This window comes from Duganella aquatilis (assembly GCF_009674565.1).
Classification (GTDB): Bacteria; Pseudomonadota; Gammaproteobacteria; order Burkholderiales; family Burkholderiaceae_D; genus Rugamonas; species Rugamonas aquatilis.
Genome location: NZ_WKJL01000008.1, coordinates 121435 through 139397 on the forward strand (window position 1 = coordinate 121435; position 17963 = coordinate 139397).

Consider the following 17963-nt stretch of genomic DNA (forward strand, 5'->3'; position numbering starts at 1 on the left):
CACTTCATGCCCCCCATCGACTTCCTCACGGCTTACTGGTCGCAGTCCGAACTCGCCACCAACCTGGTGATTTTGCTGAATTTGCTGGGCGCCCTGCTGCTTGGGCTGATGGTGGGCTATGAGCGTTCGTATCATGGCCGCGCCGCCGGCATGCGCACCTATGGCCTGGTGTGCATGGCCTCCGCTGCGTTGACCGTGATCGGCGGCTATCCGTCGCACTGGTTCGGCGGCCACGTGTCGCAGTACCTGGTCAGCTCCGATCCGACGCGCATCGTGCAGGGCATCGTCACCGGCATCGGCTTTCTTGGCGCCGGCGTCATCATGCGCGAGGGCTTCAACATCAGCGGCCTGACCACGGCGGCGTCGATCTGGGCTTCGTCGGTGATCGGCGTGATGGTGGGCGTCGGCTTCTACATGGGGGCCATGGGCCTGGCCTTGCTGTGCGCCTGCTCGATGATTTTCCTGACCAAGGTGGAAGCCTGGCTGCCGTCGCGCCACGCCATCGCCATCACCATGCGCTTCAGGACCGGCTACAAGCCGCAGGAACAGGCGCTGCGGGCGATGGCCGCGCAGCGCGGCTACGAAATCGCCGGCGGCTCGCTGATGATCGGCTGCGACAGCGGCATGCAGGAATGGCGCTTCGTCGCCATTGCCTTCAGCAAGCGCAGTGGCGCGCCGATGTCGGTGCTGTCGGCGGAACTGGCCGAATTTGAAGGCATCCACAGCTTCCAGCTGACCCACGCACGTAACTGAAGAAGCACGCCATGAACGCACAAGCCCAAGCCATCTTCGATTTCTGGTTCACCGGCGCGCCGCGCCGCGAGTGGTTCCAGAAGGACGACGCCTTCGACCGCGAAATCGCCCAGCGCTTCGGCGCCGAGATCGAGCAGGCGCTGGAAGGCGGCCTGCATCAGTGGGATGCTGAAGGTCCGCGCGCGGCGCTGGCGCGCATCCTGGTGCTGGACCAGTTCTGCCGCAACGTCTACCGCGACACGCCGCTGGCGTTTGCCGGCGACCACCAGGCCTTGCAGGCGGCGCTGGACATGATCGACGCCGGCGAGGACCAGCAGCTGGCGCCATTCGAGCGCGCCTTTGTCTACATGCCGCTGGAGCACGCGGAGGATATCGCCATGCAGGAACAGGCGGTGGCGATGTTCACGCGCCTGGCCGAGGCGGAGCCGGGCGACAAGGGCATCGCCGGCATGCTGGATTACGCCAAGCGTCACCACAACGTGATCCGGCGTTTCGGCCGCTTCCCGCACCGTAACGAGATCCTCAAGCGCGCATCGACGCCGGCCGAGGTGGAATTTCTCAAGCAGCCCGGATCGAGGTTCTGATGGCTTCCGCTTTGAATCTGATCGGCGCAGGCCATGTGGGCCGCGTGTTCGGGCGGCTGTTCGCGCAGCATGGCGTGTTCCAGATCGGGCAGGTGCTGACGCGGTCGCAGGACTCGGCGCAGCAGGCGGTGGACTTCATCGGCGCCGGCAGTGCGATCCGCGCCTGCGATCAGCTGCAGGCGGCGGCCGTGCACGTGCTGGCGGTGGGCGACGACCAGATCGTTCCGGCCTGCGAGGCGCTGGCGCGCGCCGTGCCGCTGGCGGGCAGCATCGTGTTCCATTGCAGCGGCGCGCTGGCGTCCGACAAACTGCAGGCCGCGCGCGACGCCGGCGCGCTGGTGGCCAGCGTGCATCCGATCCGCAGCTTTGCCGATCCGGCCGCGGTGGCTGCACAATTTTCAGGCACTTTTTGCGGCATCGAAGGCGACGCCGGCGCGCTGGCGGTGCTGATGCCGGCGCTGCAGGCGATCGGCGCGCAACCGGTGCCGATCGATGCTGCCGCCAAGACCGTGTATCACGCGGCGGCGGTCTTCGCGAGCAATTACCTGGTCACCGTCCTGGACGCCGCCTTGCGTGCCTACCAGGCTGCCGGTATTCCGGAGGCGGTGGCGCGCCAGCTGGCGCAGCCGCTGGCCGCCGAATCGATGGCGAATGTGTTCCGGCTGGGCGCGGCCGCCGCATTGAGCGGTCCCATCGCGCGCGGCGACCTGGCCACCGTGGCGCGCCAGCAGCAGGCCGTCAGCCAGTGGGATGCGGACACCGGAGCGTTGTATCAGGCGCTGGTTGCGCCAACCACCGACTTGGCGCGCAGAAAACAGCAGAAATAGGGCTTCCTCGCGTATCTCCTTGCAAATTACTACTTAACAACTATATTTCAGGTAGTTGCGCCCTTTGTCCGGGACAAGTGGCTTGCAGTTGTAATGCCACGAATTCACAAAATAAGTGCGGGATCAGTCGACAAACCGCACGATTAGCAATAAGCTTGTTTCTTAGAATGTTTTCTATAAGAATCAATCTGCAAGCTAACCGGCGCTAAATTTGGATAGTAGGGGTAGAACATGTTATTTCTGAAGAGTACGACCGTCACGAAAGCGCCTGGGATTTACGACGTAGACATCGCCGCTAAACCGCCAGGCAAGACCTTTGGCGTGTTCGTGGCAACCGATCCGGACAATCCTCCCACCGAAGTGCTGGCGCAACTGGCCGCGCTCGGCTTCAAGCAAACCTACAGCGGCGGCTATACGCACAAGGACCGCGGCAAGGTGCTGGACCTGCACTTCCAGAAAGCCGGCACCGACCTGTTCGAAGGCTGGAAGGCCGAAGAGCTGGAAGCCAATATGGCGGCCATTACTGCGCTGTTCGGCGGTATCGGCATCACCATCGCGCCACGTGTAATGAGCCTGGCCGAAGCCTACGCCTAAGAGATCGTTTCAAAAAGACCGCAGCTTCGTTCCGGCTCCTTGCCGTGCAGCTGCACTGTCTTCGTCGCCGCGCCTCGCTGCGGCCATTTTGAAACAATCTCTATGGCGCCACTTCGATATGGTAAAGCGCCCAGGGCGCGCCGCCGAAACGTCCCGCCAGCGGGAGGGCGGCCAGCTCGGGCACTTTATCCGCATCGCACAGCGCCCATAACGGGCCCAGCCCGCCCAGCGCCATCGGTGCGCCATCCATCTGGGTGGCGACGATCCAGCGCTGCTCGCGCGCCTGCGCCACCGTCACGGCCGCCGCATAGCCATCCACCGCCCGCAAGATCAGTTTGGTGTCGTCGCCCAGTTTCGCGCCGGCCGCCTGCACCACGTCCAGCAGCAGCGGGCCGCGCAGCGTGTGCGGTTTGGCGTCGTATTCCAGCGTCGGCTTGATGCTGACCGCCGGCAGCGCCGTCAGCGCCGCGTAATCGAACGCGTGCGCCTGCTCGAAGCTGATTTTCTGCTTGGCCATCATCACATCGCGCGCCGGATCGAGCTTGCCGCGATTCGGCTTGCCGATGGCGCCGGTGACGGTCAGCAGCGTCGGGCCGGCTGCTGCGGCGGCGCGTGCCGGCAAGGCGGCGGCGGACAGGCCGGCCAGCGCGGCCGTGCCCAGGAACTGGCGTTTCTTCATGCGGAGAACTCCTCGAATGCGTAGTGCCGGTATCATACCGTGCATGGACTTATTTGCCGATGACACCACCCTCCAGGCCATCCCGATCGATGATGGCGAACTATGGTTCCAGCAACGGCTGGCGCTGGACCTGGCGCCGGACGAGGTGATGCGCCGTTTGCAGGCCGAGACCGAATGGCGGGCGGAAGAAATCCAGGTCTGGGGCAAATTGCACATGCAGCCGCGACTGTCGGCCTGGCATGGCGAGGCCCGCTACCGTTATTCCGGCAAAACCTTTGATCCGCTGCCGTTCACGCCTTTGCAACTGCACATCAAGCAGGCGGTCGAACGTGAAACGGGACGGCGCTTCAACAGCGTGCTGCTCAACTACTACCGCGACGAGCGCGACAGCATGGGCTTCCACGCCGACGACGAGCGCGAACTGGGGCCGGACCCGGCGGTGGCCTCGGTCAGCTTCGGCGCGCCGCGCACCTTCACCCTCAAGCACCGCACCTTGCCCAAGACCATCAAGCTGGCGCTGGGCGATGGCTGTCTGCTGCTGATGGCCGGTGCCTTGCAGCAGCACTGGCTGCACGGCATCAACAAGGAACGCACGCCGCGCGGACCGCGCATCAACCTGACCTTCCGCATGATCGTCTGAACCGGGCTGCGCACGGTTAGATTAGCAACAGCCAGACGCGGTGCGGGCTGCTATCGTAGTTCTCTTCACTTGGGAGGACCTATGCTTAGCAACATGAAAGTCGGTACCAAACTCATCATTGGCTTCACGCTGGTGGCGGTGATCGGCGCCATCGTCGCCTGCATTGGCATCATCAGCATGAGCCGGCTGAACACCGCAGCCGATGCCATGTACCGGGAAGACCTGGTCGGGCTTTCCTACATCAAGGAAGCCAACATCAACCTGATCTACGCGGGCCGCGCCCGCACCACCTTCCTGGCCGCCACCTCCGGCGAGGAGCGCGCCAAGGTCAAGGCCGACGTCATGAAATACCTGGACGTGATGGACGACTACCTGGCCAAGGCCAAGCCGCTGTTCGTTTCCGAAGCCGGACAGAAAATGCTGCGCGACTATGTGGCGCCGGCCCAGGAATACCGGCGCGTGATCGCCGCCGCGCTGGACGTGGCGGCCCGCGAGCCGCTGGCGACGCGATCCGAAGAAGCCACGCGCGCCCACACCCTGGCCAGGGCCCAGGCCGACAATCTGGACCTGCTGCTGGACGGCATGACGGACCTGAAGGAAAAGCGCGCGGCCGAAAAGGCCGCCGCCACCAGCGCGCTGTACCACTTCAGCCTGACGCTGATGATCGCGCTGGTTGTGGGCAGCCTGGTGGCCGGTCTGGCGCTGGGGGCGCTGATCACCCGCGCGCTGACGCGCCAGCTGGGCGGCGAACCGGGTGACGTGGCCCAGGTGGCGGGCAAGATTGCTGACGGCGACCTGACGGTGGACGTCGACCTGCGGCAGAACGACAACCGCAGCGTGCTGTTCGCGATGAAATCCATGCGCGATAGCCTGGGCGGCATCGTCGGCCAGGTGCGCAACGGCACGGACACCATTGCCACTGCGTCGGCGCAGATCGCCAGCGGTACGCAGGACTTGTCGGCGCGCACCGAAGAGCAGGCTGGCGCGCTGGAACAAACCGCGTCGTCGATGGAGGAACTGACCTCGACCGTCAAGGCCAACGCCGACCACGCGCGTCAGGCCACCGAGCTGGCGCGCTCGGCCTCCAGCGTGGCGCAGCGCGGCGGCGTGGTGGTGGACGAGGTGATAGGCACCATGGGCGCGATCAACGCATCGTCCAGCAAGATTGCCGACATCATCGGCGTGATCGACGGCATCGCCTTCCAGACCAATATCCTGGCCCTGAATGCGGCGGTGGAGGCGGCGCGGGCCGGCGAGCAGGGACGCGGCTTTGCGGTAGTGGCGTCGGAGGTGCGGACGCTGGCGCAGCGTTCGGCCACGGCGGCCAAGGAAATCAAGCAGCTCATCGATGAGTCGGTCAGCAAGGTGGGCGATGGCGCGCGCCAGGTGGACGAGGCGGGCGTGACGATGCGGGAAATCGTCGCCAGCATCCAGCGCGTGGCCGACATCATGGCGGACATCCAGGCCGCCAGCAGCGAGCAGACCACCGGCATCGAGCAGATCAACCAGGCCATCGTGCAGATGGATCAGGTGACGCAGCAAAACGCCGCCCTGGTGGAGGAATCGGCGGCGGCGTCGGAAGCGATGCAGGATCAGGCCCGCAAACTGGCCGAACTTGTAAGCGTTTTCCGTGTCGAGCAGGGTTCAGCAGCCCGGCCGGTGCCGCGCGTCGCGCCAAAACCGGCGCTGAAGTTGCCCAGACCGGCGCCGCGCAAGCCCGTTGTTAAACAATCGGCAACGGATTGGGAGGAATTTTAAGCTATCCTTAAGTTTGGCAGATCTTGAAATTTCCCAATGATCGTTTGGCTTACATCTCGTCACACTTCTTACTAATTCGGCCGTGACGATGGTTGGCTGGAGTGCTATCTTGGATACATCGCAATTCAATAGCAACTGCGATCCCAAGCAAGTCCGCTTCAACCATTTTGCTGAAAGATCAAAATCATGAAAAAAATTATCTTTGCTTTAGTCGCTTCCGCAGCCGCCCTGGGTGGTTCCGCCGCTTATGCTCAATCGAACACGCAAGATGCCGCAGGCACCGGCTACATCGGTGCGGGCGTCGTGGGCAGCCGTTACAGCTTCGACAATGCCGGCGCTGGCGCCGTCAGTGGCGACAACCACAGCGGCACCAAGGCGGCCGGTAAAATCTACGGTGGCTACAACATCGACAGCACCTGGGCCGTGGAAGCCGGTTACACCGACTTCGGCAAACGCAGCTACAACTACACCCAGGGCGGCGCCGCCGGCGGCCTGAACACCGACGCCCACTCGTACTACGTGGCTGGCAAAGGCACCTGGCCTGTGGCCCGCGACTTCGCCGTGTTCGGCAAACTGGGTGTGGCCCGCAACCACAACGAAGTGACCACCTCGGGCATCGCCTCGGTGAGCGGCAGCGACAACAAAACCGCGCTGTACGCCTCGGTGGGGGGCGAGTACGCCATCAACAAAAACGTGAAGGTCTCGCTGGAGTATGAAAACTACGGCAAGGCTGACATCGATACCGGCCGCAAAGCCGGCGCCGTCACCGCCGGCCTGCGCTACAACTTCTAAGCGCGCCGCGTAGTCTCGTCAAGTAACAAGGGCCGGTCCTGCCAATGCGGGCCCGGCCCTTTGTTTTATACCGTGTCAGCAATATCTTGTGGAAAATATGCAGTACGCTTGCCGGCCATCGCGCCCTCAATTTCCCGGATGCCTTGTTGAGTAATGGACGCTACTCCCCCGAGGGTTCCCCATTTCACCAAACGTTCGCGCTGCAGATAAATAAACGTATCAAGCGTTGCAAGCTCGTTCATCCTCAATTCTCTGCCTACTTCAAAAATATCAGCATAGTGGTGTTCAGCGACGCCGCCAGAGAGTTGATGCAGCTTTTGAAGAATGAGAAAGCTGTTTTTGAATTTCGGACTCATGGTTCAATTTCCCTCAACACCTGAAGATGATAGAGAGCCGTCGTCAAGACGACGGAAAAAATGAGCAGGCACCAAGGAAGCATAGAGGGATGCCCATTGTTGATATCGGAAAATGCCCAGTTTCCGAAAATGCCGCTTAGAAGGCTACCGGTCATCGTGCCAAGTCGAAAAAAACTTTGAGTACGCCTGCGCGAAACGAAACGTTGAAAATCCAAGCGCAATGCCGCGCGCTCTACATCAACTTCGCTATAAAGGTTCGTCGCCAAGCCTTCCGAGCGCATCACACATTCTCGTCTGGTTTCGGCGTAGAGACTCGCGTAAAACTCAGTGGTCTTATTGGAAAGTAAGTTCCATCCGATTTCAGTGAATTCAATTCTACTGCGTTCCTCAAATTGCGTGACTTGCGTTCCAAGAGAGCGGGGTTCCATGTTGACGTTCCTAAGCCAGGTCAGGAATACCATTCTGGTGAGTTGGAAAGCGCGCAGCTTGTGGTGTCGCAAAGACGTGGACGGTGCCTGTTCAGCGTGGGGGCCGGTTTTTTGTTTCACGGTCGATCAGGTGCATGATCAGGACGATGCCGACCATGATGAACAGCGAAATGCCGTGGATTCGGCTGTAGGTGTAGACCGCTTCGCTGACCTCGGTGTATTTGCCGTGGCTGCCGAGGAAGAAGTGGCCGTCGACCTGCTTGCCGTTGAGTCCGTCGCCGCCGAGTAGTATCGAACTGGCAAACAGGCTGAAGAAGTTGATGAAGACTAGCGCGATGAAGATTTTTCGAAACATGGCGGTCTCTAAAGTAAAAAAACCTCGAAAACCGTTGCCGGCTTTCGAGGTTTGCTGCGTCGACGTTTAGTTCGTCAGCGGCTTGTAGCGGATGCGTTTTGGCTTGGCGCCTTCTTCACCCAGGCGTTTCTTCTTGTCGGCTTCGTACTCCTGGTAGTTGCCGTCGAAGAAGGTGACTTGCGAGTTGCCTTCGAACGCCAGGATGTGCGTCGCGATACGGTCCAGGAACCAGCGATCGTGGGAGATCACCATCACCGAGCCGGCGAATTCCAGCAACGCATCTTCCAGCGCGCGCAGGGTTTCCACGTCCAGGTCATTCGACGGTTCATCCAGCAGCAAGACGTTGCCGCCCTTGAGCAAGGTCTTGGCCAGGTGCAGGCGGCCGCGCTCACCACCGGACAGGTTGCCGACGATCTTCTGCTGGTCCCCGCCCTTGAAGTTGAAACGGCCCAGGTAGGCGCGCGATGGCATTTCGAAGCGGCCTACGCTGAGCACGTCTGCGCCGCCCGACACGTCTTCAAACACGGTCTTGGCATCGGCCAGCTTGTCGCGGCTCTGGTCGACCAGCGAGATTTTCGCGGTCTTGCCGATCACCACTTCGCCGCTGTCCGGCTGATCCAGGCCAGCAATCATCTTGAACAGCGTCGATTTACCGGCGCCGTTCGGGCCGATGATGCCGACGATGGCGCCCGGCGGAATCGTGAAGGACACATTGTCCAGCAGCAGGCGGTCGCCGAAGCCCTTGGACACGTTCTTGAATTCGATCACTTCGTTGCCCAGGCGCTCGGCCACGGGAATGAAGATCTCCTGGGTTTCGTTGCGCTTCTGGTATTCATACTCGCTCAGCTCGTTGAAGCGGGCCAGACGGGCCTTCGACTTGGCCTGGCGCGCCTTCGGATTCTGGCGCGACCATTCCAGTTCTTTTTGCAGCGCGCGCTGGCGCGCCGATTCGGTGGCTTCTTCCTGCTTCAGGCGGTCCTGCTTCTGGTCCAGCCACGACGAGTAATTGCCTTTCCATGGAATGCCATGGCCTCGGTCCAGTTCCAGGATCCACTCGGCCGCATTGTCCAGGAAGTAGCGATCGTGGGTGATGCCGACCACGGTGCCCGGGAAGCGCAGCAGGAACTGCTCCAGCCATTCCACCGATTCCGCATCCAGGTGATTGGTCGGTTCGTCGAGCAGCAGCATGTCCGGCTTCGACAGCAGCAGCTTGCACAGCGCCACGCGGCGCTTCTCGCCGCCGGACAGGATGCCGACCTTGGCGTCCCATGGCGGCAGGCGCAGCGCGTCGGCCGCCATTTCCAGTTGCAGGTTCAGGTTGCCGCCGTCGGACGACGAGATGATGGCCTCCAGGCGCGCCTGCTCGGCGGCCAGCGCGTCGAAGTCGGCGTCTTCCTCGGCGTAGGCGGCGTACACGGCGTCCAGCTTGGCTTGCGCCTCAAACGCTTCGCCCAGGCCCGATTCCACTTCCTGGCGCACGGTTTTTTCCGGATCCAGCTGCGGTTCCTGCGGCAGGTAGCCGATGTTCAGGCCCGGCATCGGACGCGCTTCGCCCTGGATGTCGGTGTCGATGCCTGCCATGATTTTCAGCAGGGTGGACTTGCCGGAACCGTTCAGGCCCAGCACGCCGATCTTGGCGCCCGGGAAGAAGGACAGCGAAATATCTTTCAGGATCTGGCGCTTGGGCGGGACGATTTTGCCCACGCGGTTCATGGTGTAGACGTAATTGGCCATTACTGAGGCTTTCTAAAAAAAATAAACAATAACTAATTTTACAGGCGATGGCGTGCATTATAGGCGCGCCGCCATGCGGAGCGGCGCGCTTTGCCGGCCTGTGCGCCGGTTTATTTGACGGCGGTGCTGGCCGGCACCACCGGCAGCAGCACGGCGCTGGCGCCGGCCGTACCGTGTTGTACCGAGATGGTGGCTTTCTTGAAATCTTCAGGTTTGGCGAAGAAGATATTCGGCACATAGGTTTGCGGATTGCGGTCGTACAGCGGGAACAGCGTCGACTGGATCTGCACCATGATGCGGTGGCCCGGCTTGAACACGTAGTTCACGGTCGGCAGGCGGAACTTGTACTGCTGCACCGCGCCGGCCGGAATCGCCGACGGATGCTCGAAGCTCTCGCGGTAGCGGCCGCGGAAGATGTCCATGCTCACCGGCAGCTCGTAGCCGCCCATTTCCGGCTGCTCGGCCACGGTCGGCGGGTAGACGTCGATCAGCTTGACGACGAAATCGCCGTCGGTGCCGGTGGTTTTGGCGTAGATGTCGGCATACGGCGCGCCCTGCACGGTGACCGCCTCGGTCAGCACCGGCGTCTTGTACGACAGCACGTCGGTGCGGGTGGTCAGCGCGCGCTGGTCCTGCAGCAGCCAGGTGGTCCAGCGCGAACGGTCGCCAAAGCTCATCGGCGGCGCCAGGAACGGCACCGGCTTGGCCGGATCGGAGACATAGCTGTCCTCGCCGGCGGCGGCGGCCTTGAAGCCCAGGCCGCTGTCGGCCTGCAGGTACAGCGGCGTCAGCGTGGTGGCGCCCGGCCAGTCGGCGAACTTGTCCCAGCGGTTTTCCGAGGCGTTGTAGATCAGCACCGGCGGCAGCGCTTCAGCCGGCTTCTGGTCCTTCAGGTAGGTGTTGAAGAAGGGGATCAGGGTGTCCTTGCGGAAGTCGGCCGACGCGTCGCCTTTCCACTTGAACGGGCCCAGGCGCTCGGCCGAGCCGTTCACCTGGCTGTGATACCACGGACCCATCACCAGGTGGTTGTTGCCGGCCTTGCCCTTGGCCTTCAGCGCTTCCCAGGTGATGATGGCGCCGTACATGTCTTCCTGGTCCCACAGGCCCTGCAGCCACATGGTCGGCACGCTCGACGGCTTGGCGGCGACGAATTTGTCCAGCGCCTGGCCCTGCCAGAAGGCGTCGTAGGACGGGTGTTCCGACAGGCGTTTCCAGAAGCCCAGCTGGTCGAAGCCGTTCTGCTTGGCCCAGTTGCCGGCGGTGCCGGCGTCGAGGAAGTTCTGGTAGTCGTCCACGCCCACGCGCGGCACCTTGTCGCCCTTGCCGGTCTTGCTGGTCTGGCCGCTGAAGTAGTCGAGGTTGACCTGGCGGAAGGCGCCGTAGTGGAACCAGTCGTCGCCCATCCAGCCGTCGATCATCGGGCTTTCCGGCGCAGCCACTTTCAGTGCCGGGTGCGGGCCGAGCAGGGCCATGGTCACGGTCCAGCCGTCATACGACGAACCGATCATGCCCACGCGCTGGTTGCTTTCCTTGACGTTCTTCACCAGCCAGTCGATGGTGTCGTAGGCGTCAGTGGTGTCGTCGGTCTTGGTCGGGTTCAGCGCGCCGATCGGCGGACGTGTCATCACGTACTTGCCTTCCGAGCCGTACTTGCCGCGGATGTCCTGGTACACCAGGATGTAGCCGTCGTCGACCCACTCGCGGTTGGCCGAGCGTACGGCGTCGCGCATGTTCAGGATGCCTTTTTGCGCGAAGCCATCGGCGTCGTAAGGGGTGCGTTCCAGCAGCATCGGCAGGCTGGCGGCGCCGTTCGGCACCAGGATCACCGTGTGCAGCTTGACGCCGTCGCGCATCGGTATCATCACCTCGTGCCGGACAAAGTTGTAGGCGCCTTCGGGCGCTTTCCATTTGGCCGGGATATCGCTGCCGAGTTGGATCATGGAAGCGTCGGGCGCTTGTTGCGCCGATGCTGCCGATGCCGCCAGTGCGCTGGCAAGGAATACAGGGAGGAGATGATGTCGCATGTGCCGCTACCCTTCAAAAAAAGTGAGCCGAGGAAAAATCCAATCGATTGTAGCTGAAGCGGCGTCAGGCGGCAGCAGCCTGGCGCCGGCTGATCCACCATCCCTCCACCACGTATAGCAGCAGCGCCGCCCAGATGATCAGGAAACCGACCAGCCGTTCGGACGAGAACGCTTCATGGAAGACCCATACGCCCAGCAGCGCCTGCATGGTCGGCGACAGGTATTGAATCAGGCCCAGCACCGCCATCGGAATCTTGCGCGCGCCGGCGGCGAACAGCAGCAGCGGAATCGCCGTGATCGGCCCGGCCGCCGCCAGCAGCCAGCGCGTGCTGTCGTATGGCGTGTTGACGAAGGTGTTCTGGCCGTGCCAGCCCAGCCACAGCACATACACCAGCGCCAGCGGGAACAGCATCATGGTTTCCAGCGACAGGCCTTCCAGCGCGGCCAGGGCCGCCGTCTTGCGCAGCAGGCCGTAGCCGCCGAAGGTGATGCCTAAAATTAAGGCAATCCACGGCAGCTGGCCGGCCTGCCAGGTCAGCCAGGCCACGCCGCTGGCCGCCACCGCCATGGCGATCCACTGGCCGCGGCGCAGCTTTTCCTTCAGCACCAGCACGCCCAGCAGCACATTGATCAGCGGATTGATGAAATACCCCAGGCTGGCGTCGATGACGTGGCCATTGTTGACCGACCAGATGTAAATGAACCAGTTGGCGGTCAGCAGCACGGCGCTGGCGACGAAGCTGGCCAGGATGCGCGGCTGGCGCAGCACCGCCGGCAGCCACTGCCACTGCCGCCGCACGGTCAGTACGATCACCAGGAATAGCAACGACCACAGCATGCGGTGCGCCAGGATTTCCTGCGGCGGCACCTCGCCGATGGCGTGGAAGTACAGCGGGAACAAGCCCCAGCAAAAGAACGCGAAGGTGGCGTACAGAATTCCTGAATTCATTGGGGCGAATCTGCCAAAAGATGTGGACGGTCTGACATTATCTCCCATCTTTACGCGCTCCGCTGACGGCCACGCTCGCGCTGGCGTCCCGGGCGGCGTACACTCTCGGTATTGATCATTTGGAACGCTTCCGTATGCCAAAATCTCCTTGCCTTTTGTGTAGTCATCACCTATTGTGCAATGCACCAAAACAACAACAGGTGCAATCTTGACCGAGCAACACAAGAAAAGCAGTCTCGCGGCACTCACGCTGGCGGCTGTCGGCATCGTCTATGGCGACATCGGTACCAGCCCTCTCTACACCCTCAAAACCATCTTCGATCCCGAGCACGGCCTGGCGCTGAGCGAAGGCAATCTGCTGGGCATCATTTCGCTGATTTTCTGGGGCCTGACGCTGATTGTGTCGCTCAAATACGTCACCCTGGTGCTGCGCGCGGACAACCGCGGCGAGGGCGGCATCATGGCGCTGATGGCGCTGGCGCTCAATTCGGTCAGCAAGGTGGCGCACGGCTGGCACTACCCGCTGATGCTGCTCGGCGTGTTCGGCGCCACCATGTTCTACGGCGACAGCGTGATCACCCCGGCCATCTCGGTGCTGGGCGCAATCGAGGGTCTGGAAGTGGCCGCCACCGGCCTGGAACAGTACATCGTGCCGCTGACCATCGTCGTGCTGATCACGCTGTACGCGATGCAGCGCCACGGCACCGCCGGCATCGGCCGCTTTTTCGGCCCGATCATGGTGGTGTGGTTTGCCGCGCTGGCCGTCATGGGCCTGGTCAACATCGTCGAGGCGCCGCAGATCCTGTACGCGCTGAACCCGTATCACGCGCTGCGCTTCATGTATGAAAACCGCATGATCGCCTTCGTCGCGCTGGGCGCGGTGGTGCTGTCGCTGACCGGCGCCGAGGCGCTGTACGCCGACATGGGCCACTTCGGCAAGAAACCGATCCGCGCCGCCTGGTTCCTGGTGGTGTTCCCGGCGCTGGCGCTGAACTACCTGGGACAGGGCGCGCTGCTGCTGACCCGTCCGGACGCGGTGACCAATCCCTTCTTCCACCAGCTGGGCGAGTGGAGCGTCTACCCGCTGGTGGTGCTGTCGACCATGGCGGCGGTGATCGCCTCGCAGGCCACCATTTCCGGCACCTTCTCGATGACCAAGCAGGCCATCGCGCTGGGCCTGCTGCCGCGCATGCGCATCCTGCATACCTCGGCCACCGAAATCGGCCAGATCTACATCCCGGCGGTCAACTGGCTGCAACTGGGCGTGGTGCTGCTGGCGGTGGTGGGCTTCGGCTCCTCGGACAAGCTGGCCGGCGCCTACGGCATCGCGGTTACCGCCACCATGCTGGCCACCACCTTCCTGACCTTCTTCGTGATCCGCTACCGCTGGCATTTCCCGCTGTGGCTGTGCTTTGGCGCCACCGGCTTCTTCATCGTCATCGACATCGTGCTGTTCTCGGCCAGCACGCTCAAGCTGTTCCACGGCGGCTGGTTCCCGCTGCTGTTGGGCGCGATTTTGTTCACCGTGATGCTGACCTGGAAGCGCGGCCGCGAGCTGGTGTTTGAAAACCTGCAAAAGCACGCGATCCCGCTGGAAGACTTCCTGTCCTCGCTGTTCGTGGCGCCGCCGACGCGCGTCTACGGCACCGCCATCTTCCTGCGCGGCGAGAGCGACGGCGTGCCGCACGCGCTGTTGCATAATCTGTCGCACAACAAGGTGCTGCACGAGCGCGTGGTGTTCTTCACCGTGCACGTGGTCGAGGAACCGTGGGTGCCGGAAGACGAACAGGTCAAGGTCACCGACCTGGGCCATCAGTGCTACCAGCTGAACGTCTACTACGGCTTCAAGGACGAACCGGATATTCCGAAGGTGCTGGCGTTGTGCGAGTGCCTGGGCCTGCCGTTCGAGATGATGGAGACCTCGTTCTTCATCGCCCGCCAGACCGTGATTTCGGCACCTGGCTCGGGCATGGCGACCTGGCGCGAGCACCTGTTTGTGGCGATGTCGCGCAATGCGCGCGGCGCCGCCGACTACTACCAGATTCCGCCAAACCGCGTGATTGAACTTGGCACGCAAGTGGAAATTTGAATACAAAATAATGTAACTGAATGTAGTGCCGGGAGTGGAAGTGGCGTCGTCTGCTAAACTTCTGCGCCGGGACTACCGAAACACACGAATTCCATCAAAGGTAAATATGAAAGCGATGTTGCAATTTATCGCCGCTGCGGTCTGCGCAGCGGTCTTGACCGCCTGCGGTGGCGGCGGAGACAAAACCCCGATCACCCCTGTGGTGGTCCAGCCGGCCTACAAGCTGACCGAAACCGCCACCGGCACCGGCCGCGCGGCGGCGGCGGGCGACCTGGTGACCTTCAAGTACACCGGCTACCTGTACGACTCGACCAAGTCCGACTTCAAGGGCGCCAAGATTGAAAGCTCGGTCGACCTGGGCTCCACCTACACCGCCACGGTGGGCGTTGGGGCAATGCTGGCCGGCTGGGACCAGTCGCTGCTGGGCATGCAGGCGGGCACCAAGCGCACCGCCATCCTGCCGGCCAACCTGGCTTACGGCGCGAATACCCGCGAGGCGCAGACCATCAACGGCATCACCTACGCCGCCATCACCGCCAATGCGCCGCTGGTGTATGACTTCGAGATGGTCTTCGTCAGCCCGCAGGTCACCATTCCCAACCAGCCTGCGCCAACCGTGCTGACCACGACCGACCTGGTCGTCGGCACCGGCACTGCGGTGGTCAACGGCCAGACCGTGACTGTGCGCTACACCGGCTGGCTGTATGACGGTACCCGCAGCAACTTCAAGGGCACCTCGTTTGACAATAACCAGAGCGCTACAACGCCGCTGACGGTGGCTGTTGGCGGCACTGGCACTATCACCGGCTTCAACACCGGCATCATCGGCATGAAGGTTGGCGGTACGCGTACCGTGATCATCCCGCCGGCCCTGGGTTATGGCGCCGTCGCGCAGACGAGTATTCCAGCCAATTCGACGCTGGTATTCGATATCACGCTGATCTCGATCCAGTAAGCGGATCGTGCAACAAAAAAGGCAGCCCGCGGGCTGCCTTTTTTTTATTCCCGCAGCGCCCGCGCCGGCGCGATGCGCATCGCCGACCAGGTATGGCGCGCGGTGGCTACAGCCACCACGCCCAGCGCGCAGGCCAGCGCCGCCATCGGCGCCCATGGCCCCAGCGGCGAACGTTCGGCGAACGGCGCCAGATAGCGCGCAATCGCCAGCCAGGCCGGCGGCAGCGCGATCAGGGCCGCCACCGCCGTCAGCAGCAGGAACTCGCGGCCGACCAGCACCGCAATCGCCGCGCGGCCGGCGCCATGCAGCTTGCGCAGCACGATCTCGCGCGCGCGCCGCTGGACGCTGTGCGCCGCCAGCACATACACCCCGAAAGCCGCCAGCACCAGCACCACCGCCGTGGCGCAGGCCAGCAAATGGGCCAGCCGCACATCGTCCACATAAGCCTGCGCATAGTAGCTGGAAGCGCGCCGTACCACTGGCGGCTGCAGCGGGAAGTAACGCTGCCACAGCGCCATCACGGCCGGTTCCAGCGCCTCCGGCCGTCCCTGCACGCGCGCCGTCAGCAGCCGACTGTCGGCCGCCAGCGAATACATGGTCGGCTGCACCGGATCGCGCAGCGTCTCCCAACGCAGGTCCGGCGCCACGCCGACTATCCGCATCCGGGTGCCGTTGATGCGCTGACCCACCGCTTCGCTGGCCGAGGCCCAGCCCAAAGCGCGCACCGCCGCCTGGTTGAGCATCACGCCTTCCTCGCCTTGAACCCCGGCCTGGTCGATGCGTGGATCGAACAGGCGTCCGGCCAGCGAGGGCAGGCCGTACACCTGGAAGAACGAAGCGCCTACCCAGTGTACCGAGATGCCGGCGTCGGTGCCGTCGTTGCGCTTGACGGTGGTGCTGCCGCGCGTGCCGGTATGGTCGTCGCGGCCCGGCAGGTCGCGGCTGTCGGCCACGCCGGCCACGCCGGGCAGCTGCGCCAGCGCGTCGCGGAAGGCGCGGCCGGCCGGATCGTTGACGCCGACCGGCATTTCCGCCGTCAGCAGCGGCGCCGGATCGAAGCCGGGGGAGGCCGACGCGGCAAACCGGGTCTGCCACAGGATCGCCAGCGCAATGCTGCCCATGCCGATGGCGGCGGCGAATTGCAAGGCGGTCAGCGCGCGCCGCAGCCAGGCGCCGCTGGCCGTTTCCCCGCTGCGCTGCGCCAGCGTGGCGCGCATGTCGACGCCATGCGCCAGCCAGCCGGGATACCAGCCCGACACCCCACCCACCAGCGCACCGCCCAGCAGGCCGGCGCACACGGTCGACGGCGTGAACACGCCATCCAGCGGACGTTGCAGCAGCTCCGACGCCAGCGGCAGCAGCAGCCACGCCAGCAGCAGGCCCAGTGCGGCGGCGGCGGTGGACAGCAGCGTGGCCTCCGCCATGAACTGCACCAGCAGCTGGCGCGTGGTGGCGCCCAGCACGCGGCGCATGGCGATCTCGCGCTGGCGGCGCAAGGTGCGTACCGTCGCCAGGTTGATGTGGTTGACCACCGCCAGCAGCAGGATCAGCAAACCGGCCAGGCCCAGCGCCAGCACCATGCGCATGTCGCCGCGCGGGCCCGTGCCCATGGTGTTGGCGACCGTGCGGTCAAAATAGGCGTCGGCCAGCGGACCGAGGCCGATATCGACCATCTTGCGTTTGGCCAGCGCCGCCTTCATCTCCGGCGTGGCCAGGTTATCCCACGGCGCCTTGTCGATCACGTCCTGCAGCACTTTTTGCAGCGCTTGCGGGTTGGCGTCGGTCTTGACGTAAATGCGGCCGGCGATGCCCATCCAGTTGGACAGCACCTGCTGCCTTTCCTTTTCCGGCCACAGCGTGCTGCCGATGCCGACCAGCGCGCCGAACTGCATGGTGCTGTTGGACGGCCGGTCCGGCAGAATGGCGCGTACCTGCAACGTTTGCTGGTTGACGACCACGGTGCGGCCCAGCGCCTTGCTGGTGCCCAGCAGTTGCAGCGCAGCCTTCTGCGTCAGCGCCAGGCCGTCGGGCGCGGCCAGCGCCTGCCGCAGGTCGCCTTGCAGCGCGCGCAGCCCGGCGATCTGCTCGAATACCGGATCGACCGCGGTGATGTCGATCTCGCGCAGCGCGCCGCCCTGGTTCAGCACTGCCTTGCTGGGCCACCAGACGCTCGCCTGCAACGGCAGGCCGCTATGCAGCGCCACCTCGCGCATGGCAAACGGCGTGTACTCCATCCACTGCGGTTGCGGGATGAAGTTCAGCCGGTGCTTGATGACGAATACGCGTTCGCGCTGCGGCACGTCGCGGTCGTAGCTGAAGGAGTAGTACACAAAGCCCACCAGCACAAAGCACACCGCGAAACCGGCCGCGAGGCCGAGCAGTTCGACGGCGGTATTGAACGGGTGGCGCAACAGCAAACGCCAGCCGACGCGGAAGTTCATCATGG

At 63.6% G+C, this 17963-nt stretch carries 17 protein-coding genes; 9 read left to right on the forward strand and 8 right to left on the reverse strand.

Annotated elements, in window-relative coordinates:
- Positions 1-6: 6 nt before the first annotated feature.
- The 4 genes from GJ698_RS13265 to GJ698_RS13280 all read left to right on the forward strand — a co-directional run bounded on the left by GJ698_RS13265 (position 7) and on the right by GJ698_RS13280 (position 2758).
- Positions 7-753: an MgtC/SapB family protein gene (locus GJ698_RS13265; RefSeq protein ID WP_154358091.1), complete on the forward strand. Its 747-nt coding sequence runs from the start codon at positions 7-9 to the stop codon at positions 751-753.
- A gap of 11 nt (positions 754-764) precedes the next feature.
- A complete protein-coding gene (locus GJ698_RS13270) occupies positions 765-1337 on the forward strand; it encodes a DUF924 family protein (RefSeq protein ID WP_154358092.1) in 573 nt (190 codons plus the stop codon).
- Positions 1337-2164: a Rossmann-like and DUF2520 domain-containing protein gene (locus GJ698_RS13275; protein ID WP_154358093.1), complete on the forward strand. Its 828-nt coding sequence runs from the start codon at positions 1337-1339 to the stop codon at positions 2162-2164. The genes GJ698_RS13270 and GJ698_RS13275 overlap by 1 nt, the downstream gene beginning before the upstream one ends.
- 231 nt (positions 2165-2395) lie before the next feature.
- Entirely contained in the window at positions 2396-2758 is a 363-nt protein-coding gene (locus tag GJ698_RS13280; RefSeq protein WP_154358094.1) for a hypothetical protein, read from the forward strand.
- 100 nt (positions 2759-2858) lie between these two features.
- Here GJ698_RS13280 and GJ698_RS13285 read toward each other — a convergent pair whose 3' ends face one another.
- Entirely contained in the window at positions 2859-3437 is a 579-nt protein-coding gene (locus GJ698_RS13285; RefSeq protein WP_154358095.1) for a putative pterin-binding protein, read from the reverse strand.
- A gap of 43 nt (positions 3438-3480) precedes the next feature.
- Here GJ698_RS13285 and GJ698_RS13290 point away from each other — a divergent pair, with 43 nt between their 5' ends.
- The 3 genes from GJ698_RS13290 (at position 3481) to GJ698_RS13300 (ending at position 6627) form a co-directional block, all read left to right on the forward strand.
- A complete protein-coding gene (locus GJ698_RS13290) occupies positions 3481-4077 on the forward strand; it encodes an alpha-ketoglutarate-dependent dioxygenase AlkB family protein (protein ID WP_154358096.1) in 597 nt (198 codons plus the stop codon).
- Between the two features lie 93 nt (positions 4078-4170).
- Positions 4171-5835, forward strand: coding sequence for a methyl-accepting chemotaxis protein (locus tag GJ698_RS31270; RefSeq protein ID WP_307766655.1), 1665 nt, complete (start codon positions 4171-4173; stop codon positions 5833-5835).
- Positions 5836-6021: 186 nt separating this feature from the next.
- On the forward strand, positions 6022-6627 hold the full coding sequence (locus GJ698_RS13300) for an outer membrane beta-barrel protein (protein WP_154358098.1): 606 nt from the start codon (positions 6022-6024) through the stop codon (positions 6625-6627).
- A 65-nt stretch (positions 6628-6692) separates the two neighbouring features.
- Here the strand turns inward: GJ698_RS13300 and GJ698_RS13305 are convergent, their stop codons facing one another.
- The 6 genes from GJ698_RS13305 to rarD all read right to left on the reverse strand — a co-directional run bounded on the left by GJ698_RS13305 (position 6693) and on the right by rarD (position 12473).
- Positions 6693-6983, reverse strand: coding sequence for a hypothetical protein (locus GJ698_RS13305; RefSeq protein WP_154358099.1), 291 nt, complete (start codon positions 6981-6983; stop codon positions 6693-6695).
- Positions 6980-7411: a hypothetical protein gene (locus GJ698_RS13310; protein ID WP_154358100.1), complete on the reverse strand. Its 432-nt coding sequence runs from the start codon at positions 7409-7411 to the stop codon at positions 6980-6982. Before GJ698_RS13310 ends, GJ698_RS13305 begins: the two co-directional genes overlap by 4 nt.
- 91 nt (positions 7412-7502) lie before the next feature.
- Entirely contained in the window at positions 7503-7766 is a 264-nt protein-coding gene (locus tag GJ698_RS13315; RefSeq protein WP_154358101.1) for a hypothetical protein, read from the reverse strand.
- Between the two features lie 66 nt (positions 7767-7832).
- Positions 7833-9500, reverse strand: coding sequence for an energy-dependent translational throttle protein EttA (gene ettA, locus GJ698_RS13320; protein ID WP_154358102.1), 1668 nt, complete (start codon positions 9498-9500; stop codon positions 7833-7835).
- A gap of 110 nt (positions 9501-9610) precedes the next feature.
- Positions 9611-11524 carry a CocE/NonD family hydrolase gene (locus tag GJ698_RS13325; RefSeq protein WP_154358103.1) on the reverse strand — a complete coding sequence of 638 codons (1914 nt, stop codon included), beginning with the start codon at positions 11522-11524 and terminating at the stop codon, positions 9611-9613.
- Positions 11525-11588: 64 nt separating this feature from the next.
- A complete protein-coding gene (gene rarD, locus GJ698_RS13330) occupies positions 11589-12473 on the reverse strand; it encodes an EamA family transporter RarD (protein WP_154358104.1) in 885 nt (294 codons plus the stop codon).
- Between the two features lie 208 nt (positions 12474-12681).
- Here rarD and GJ698_RS13335 point away from each other — a divergent pair, with 208 nt between their 5' ends.
- Positions 12682-14562, forward strand: coding sequence for a potassium transporter Kup (locus tag GJ698_RS13335; RefSeq protein ID WP_154358105.1), 1881 nt, complete (start codon positions 12682-12684; stop codon positions 14560-14562).
- A 115-nt stretch (positions 14563-14677) separates the two neighbouring features.
- On the forward strand, positions 14678-15517 hold the full coding sequence (locus GJ698_RS13340) for an FKBP-type peptidyl-prolyl cis-trans isomerase (protein WP_229259970.1): 840 nt from the start codon (positions 14678-14680) through the stop codon (positions 15515-15517).
- Positions 15518-15561: 44 nt separating this feature from the next.
- Here GJ698_RS13340 and GJ698_RS13345 read toward each other — a convergent pair whose 3' ends face one another.
- Positions 15562-17961, reverse strand: a complete 2400-nt coding sequence (locus tag GJ698_RS13345; RefSeq protein WP_154358107.1) for an ABC transporter permease — start codon at positions 17959-17961, stop codon at positions 15562-15564.
- Positions 17962-17963: the final 2 nt, after the last annotated feature.

Bases quoted from the DNA above. Each gene is read 5' to 3' on its own strand.
- GJ698_RS13315 (WP_154358101.1), bottom strand. From the start codon at position 7,766: ATGTTTCGAAAAATCTTCATCGCGCTAGTCTTCATCAACTTCTTCAGC.
- GJ698_RS13270 (WP_154358092.1), top strand. From the start codon at position 765: ATGAACGCACAAGCCCAAGCCATCTTCGATTTCTGGTTCACCGGCGCG.
- GJ698_RS13290 (WP_154358096.1), top strand. From the start codon at position 3,481: ATGGACTTATTTGCCGATGACACCACCCTCCAGGCCATCCCGATCGAT.
- GJ698_RS31270 (WP_307766655.1), top strand. From the start codon at position 4,171: ATGAAAGTCGGTACCAAACTCATCATTGGCTTCACGCTGGTGGCGGTG.
- GJ698_RS13310 (WP_154358100.1), bottom strand. From the start codon at position 7,411: ATGGAACCCCGCTCTCTTGGAACGCAAGTCACGCAATTTGAGGAACGC.
- GJ698_RS13345 (WP_154358107.1), bottom strand. From the start codon at position 17,961: ATGATGAACTTCCGCGTCGGCTGGCGTTTGCTGTTGCGCCACCCGTTC.
- ettA (WP_154358102.1), bottom strand. From the start codon at position 9,500: ATGGCCAATTACGTCTACACCATGAACCGCGTGGGCAAAATCGTCCCG.
- GJ698_RS13280 (WP_154358094.1), top strand. From the start codon at position 2,396: ATGTTATTTCTGAAGAGTACGACCGTCACGAAAGCGCCTGGGATTTAC.
- GJ698_RS13305 (WP_154358099.1), bottom strand. From the start codon at position 6,983: ATGAGTCCGAAATTCAAAAACAGCTTTCTCATTCTTCAAAAGCTGCAT.
- rarD (WP_154358104.1), bottom strand. From the start codon at position 12,473: ATGAATTCAGGAATTCTGTACGCCACCTTCGCGTTCTTTTGCTGGGGC.
- GJ698_RS13340 (WP_229259970.1), top strand. From the start codon at position 14,678: ATGTTGCAATTTATCGCCGCTGCGGTCTGCGCAGCGGTCTTGACCGCC.
- GJ698_RS13300 (WP_154358098.1), top strand. From the start codon at position 6,022: ATGAAAAAAATTATCTTTGCTTTAGTCGCTTCCGCAGCCGCCCTGGGT.
- GJ698_RS13325 (WP_154358103.1), bottom strand. From the start codon at position 11,524: ATGCGACATCATCTCCTCCCTGTATTCCTTGCCAGCGCACTGGCGGCA.
- GJ698_RS13285 (WP_154358095.1), bottom strand. From the start codon at position 3,437: ATGAAGAAACGCCAGTTCCTGGGCACGGCCGCGCTGGCCGGCCTGTCC.
- GJ698_RS13265 (WP_154358091.1), top strand. From the start codon at position 7: ATGCCCCCCATCGACTTCCTCACGGCTTACTGGTCGCAGTCCGAACTC.
- GJ698_RS13275 (WP_154358093.1), top strand. From the start codon at position 1,337: ATGGCTTCCGCTTTGAATCTGATCGGCGCAGGCCATGTGGGCCGCGTG.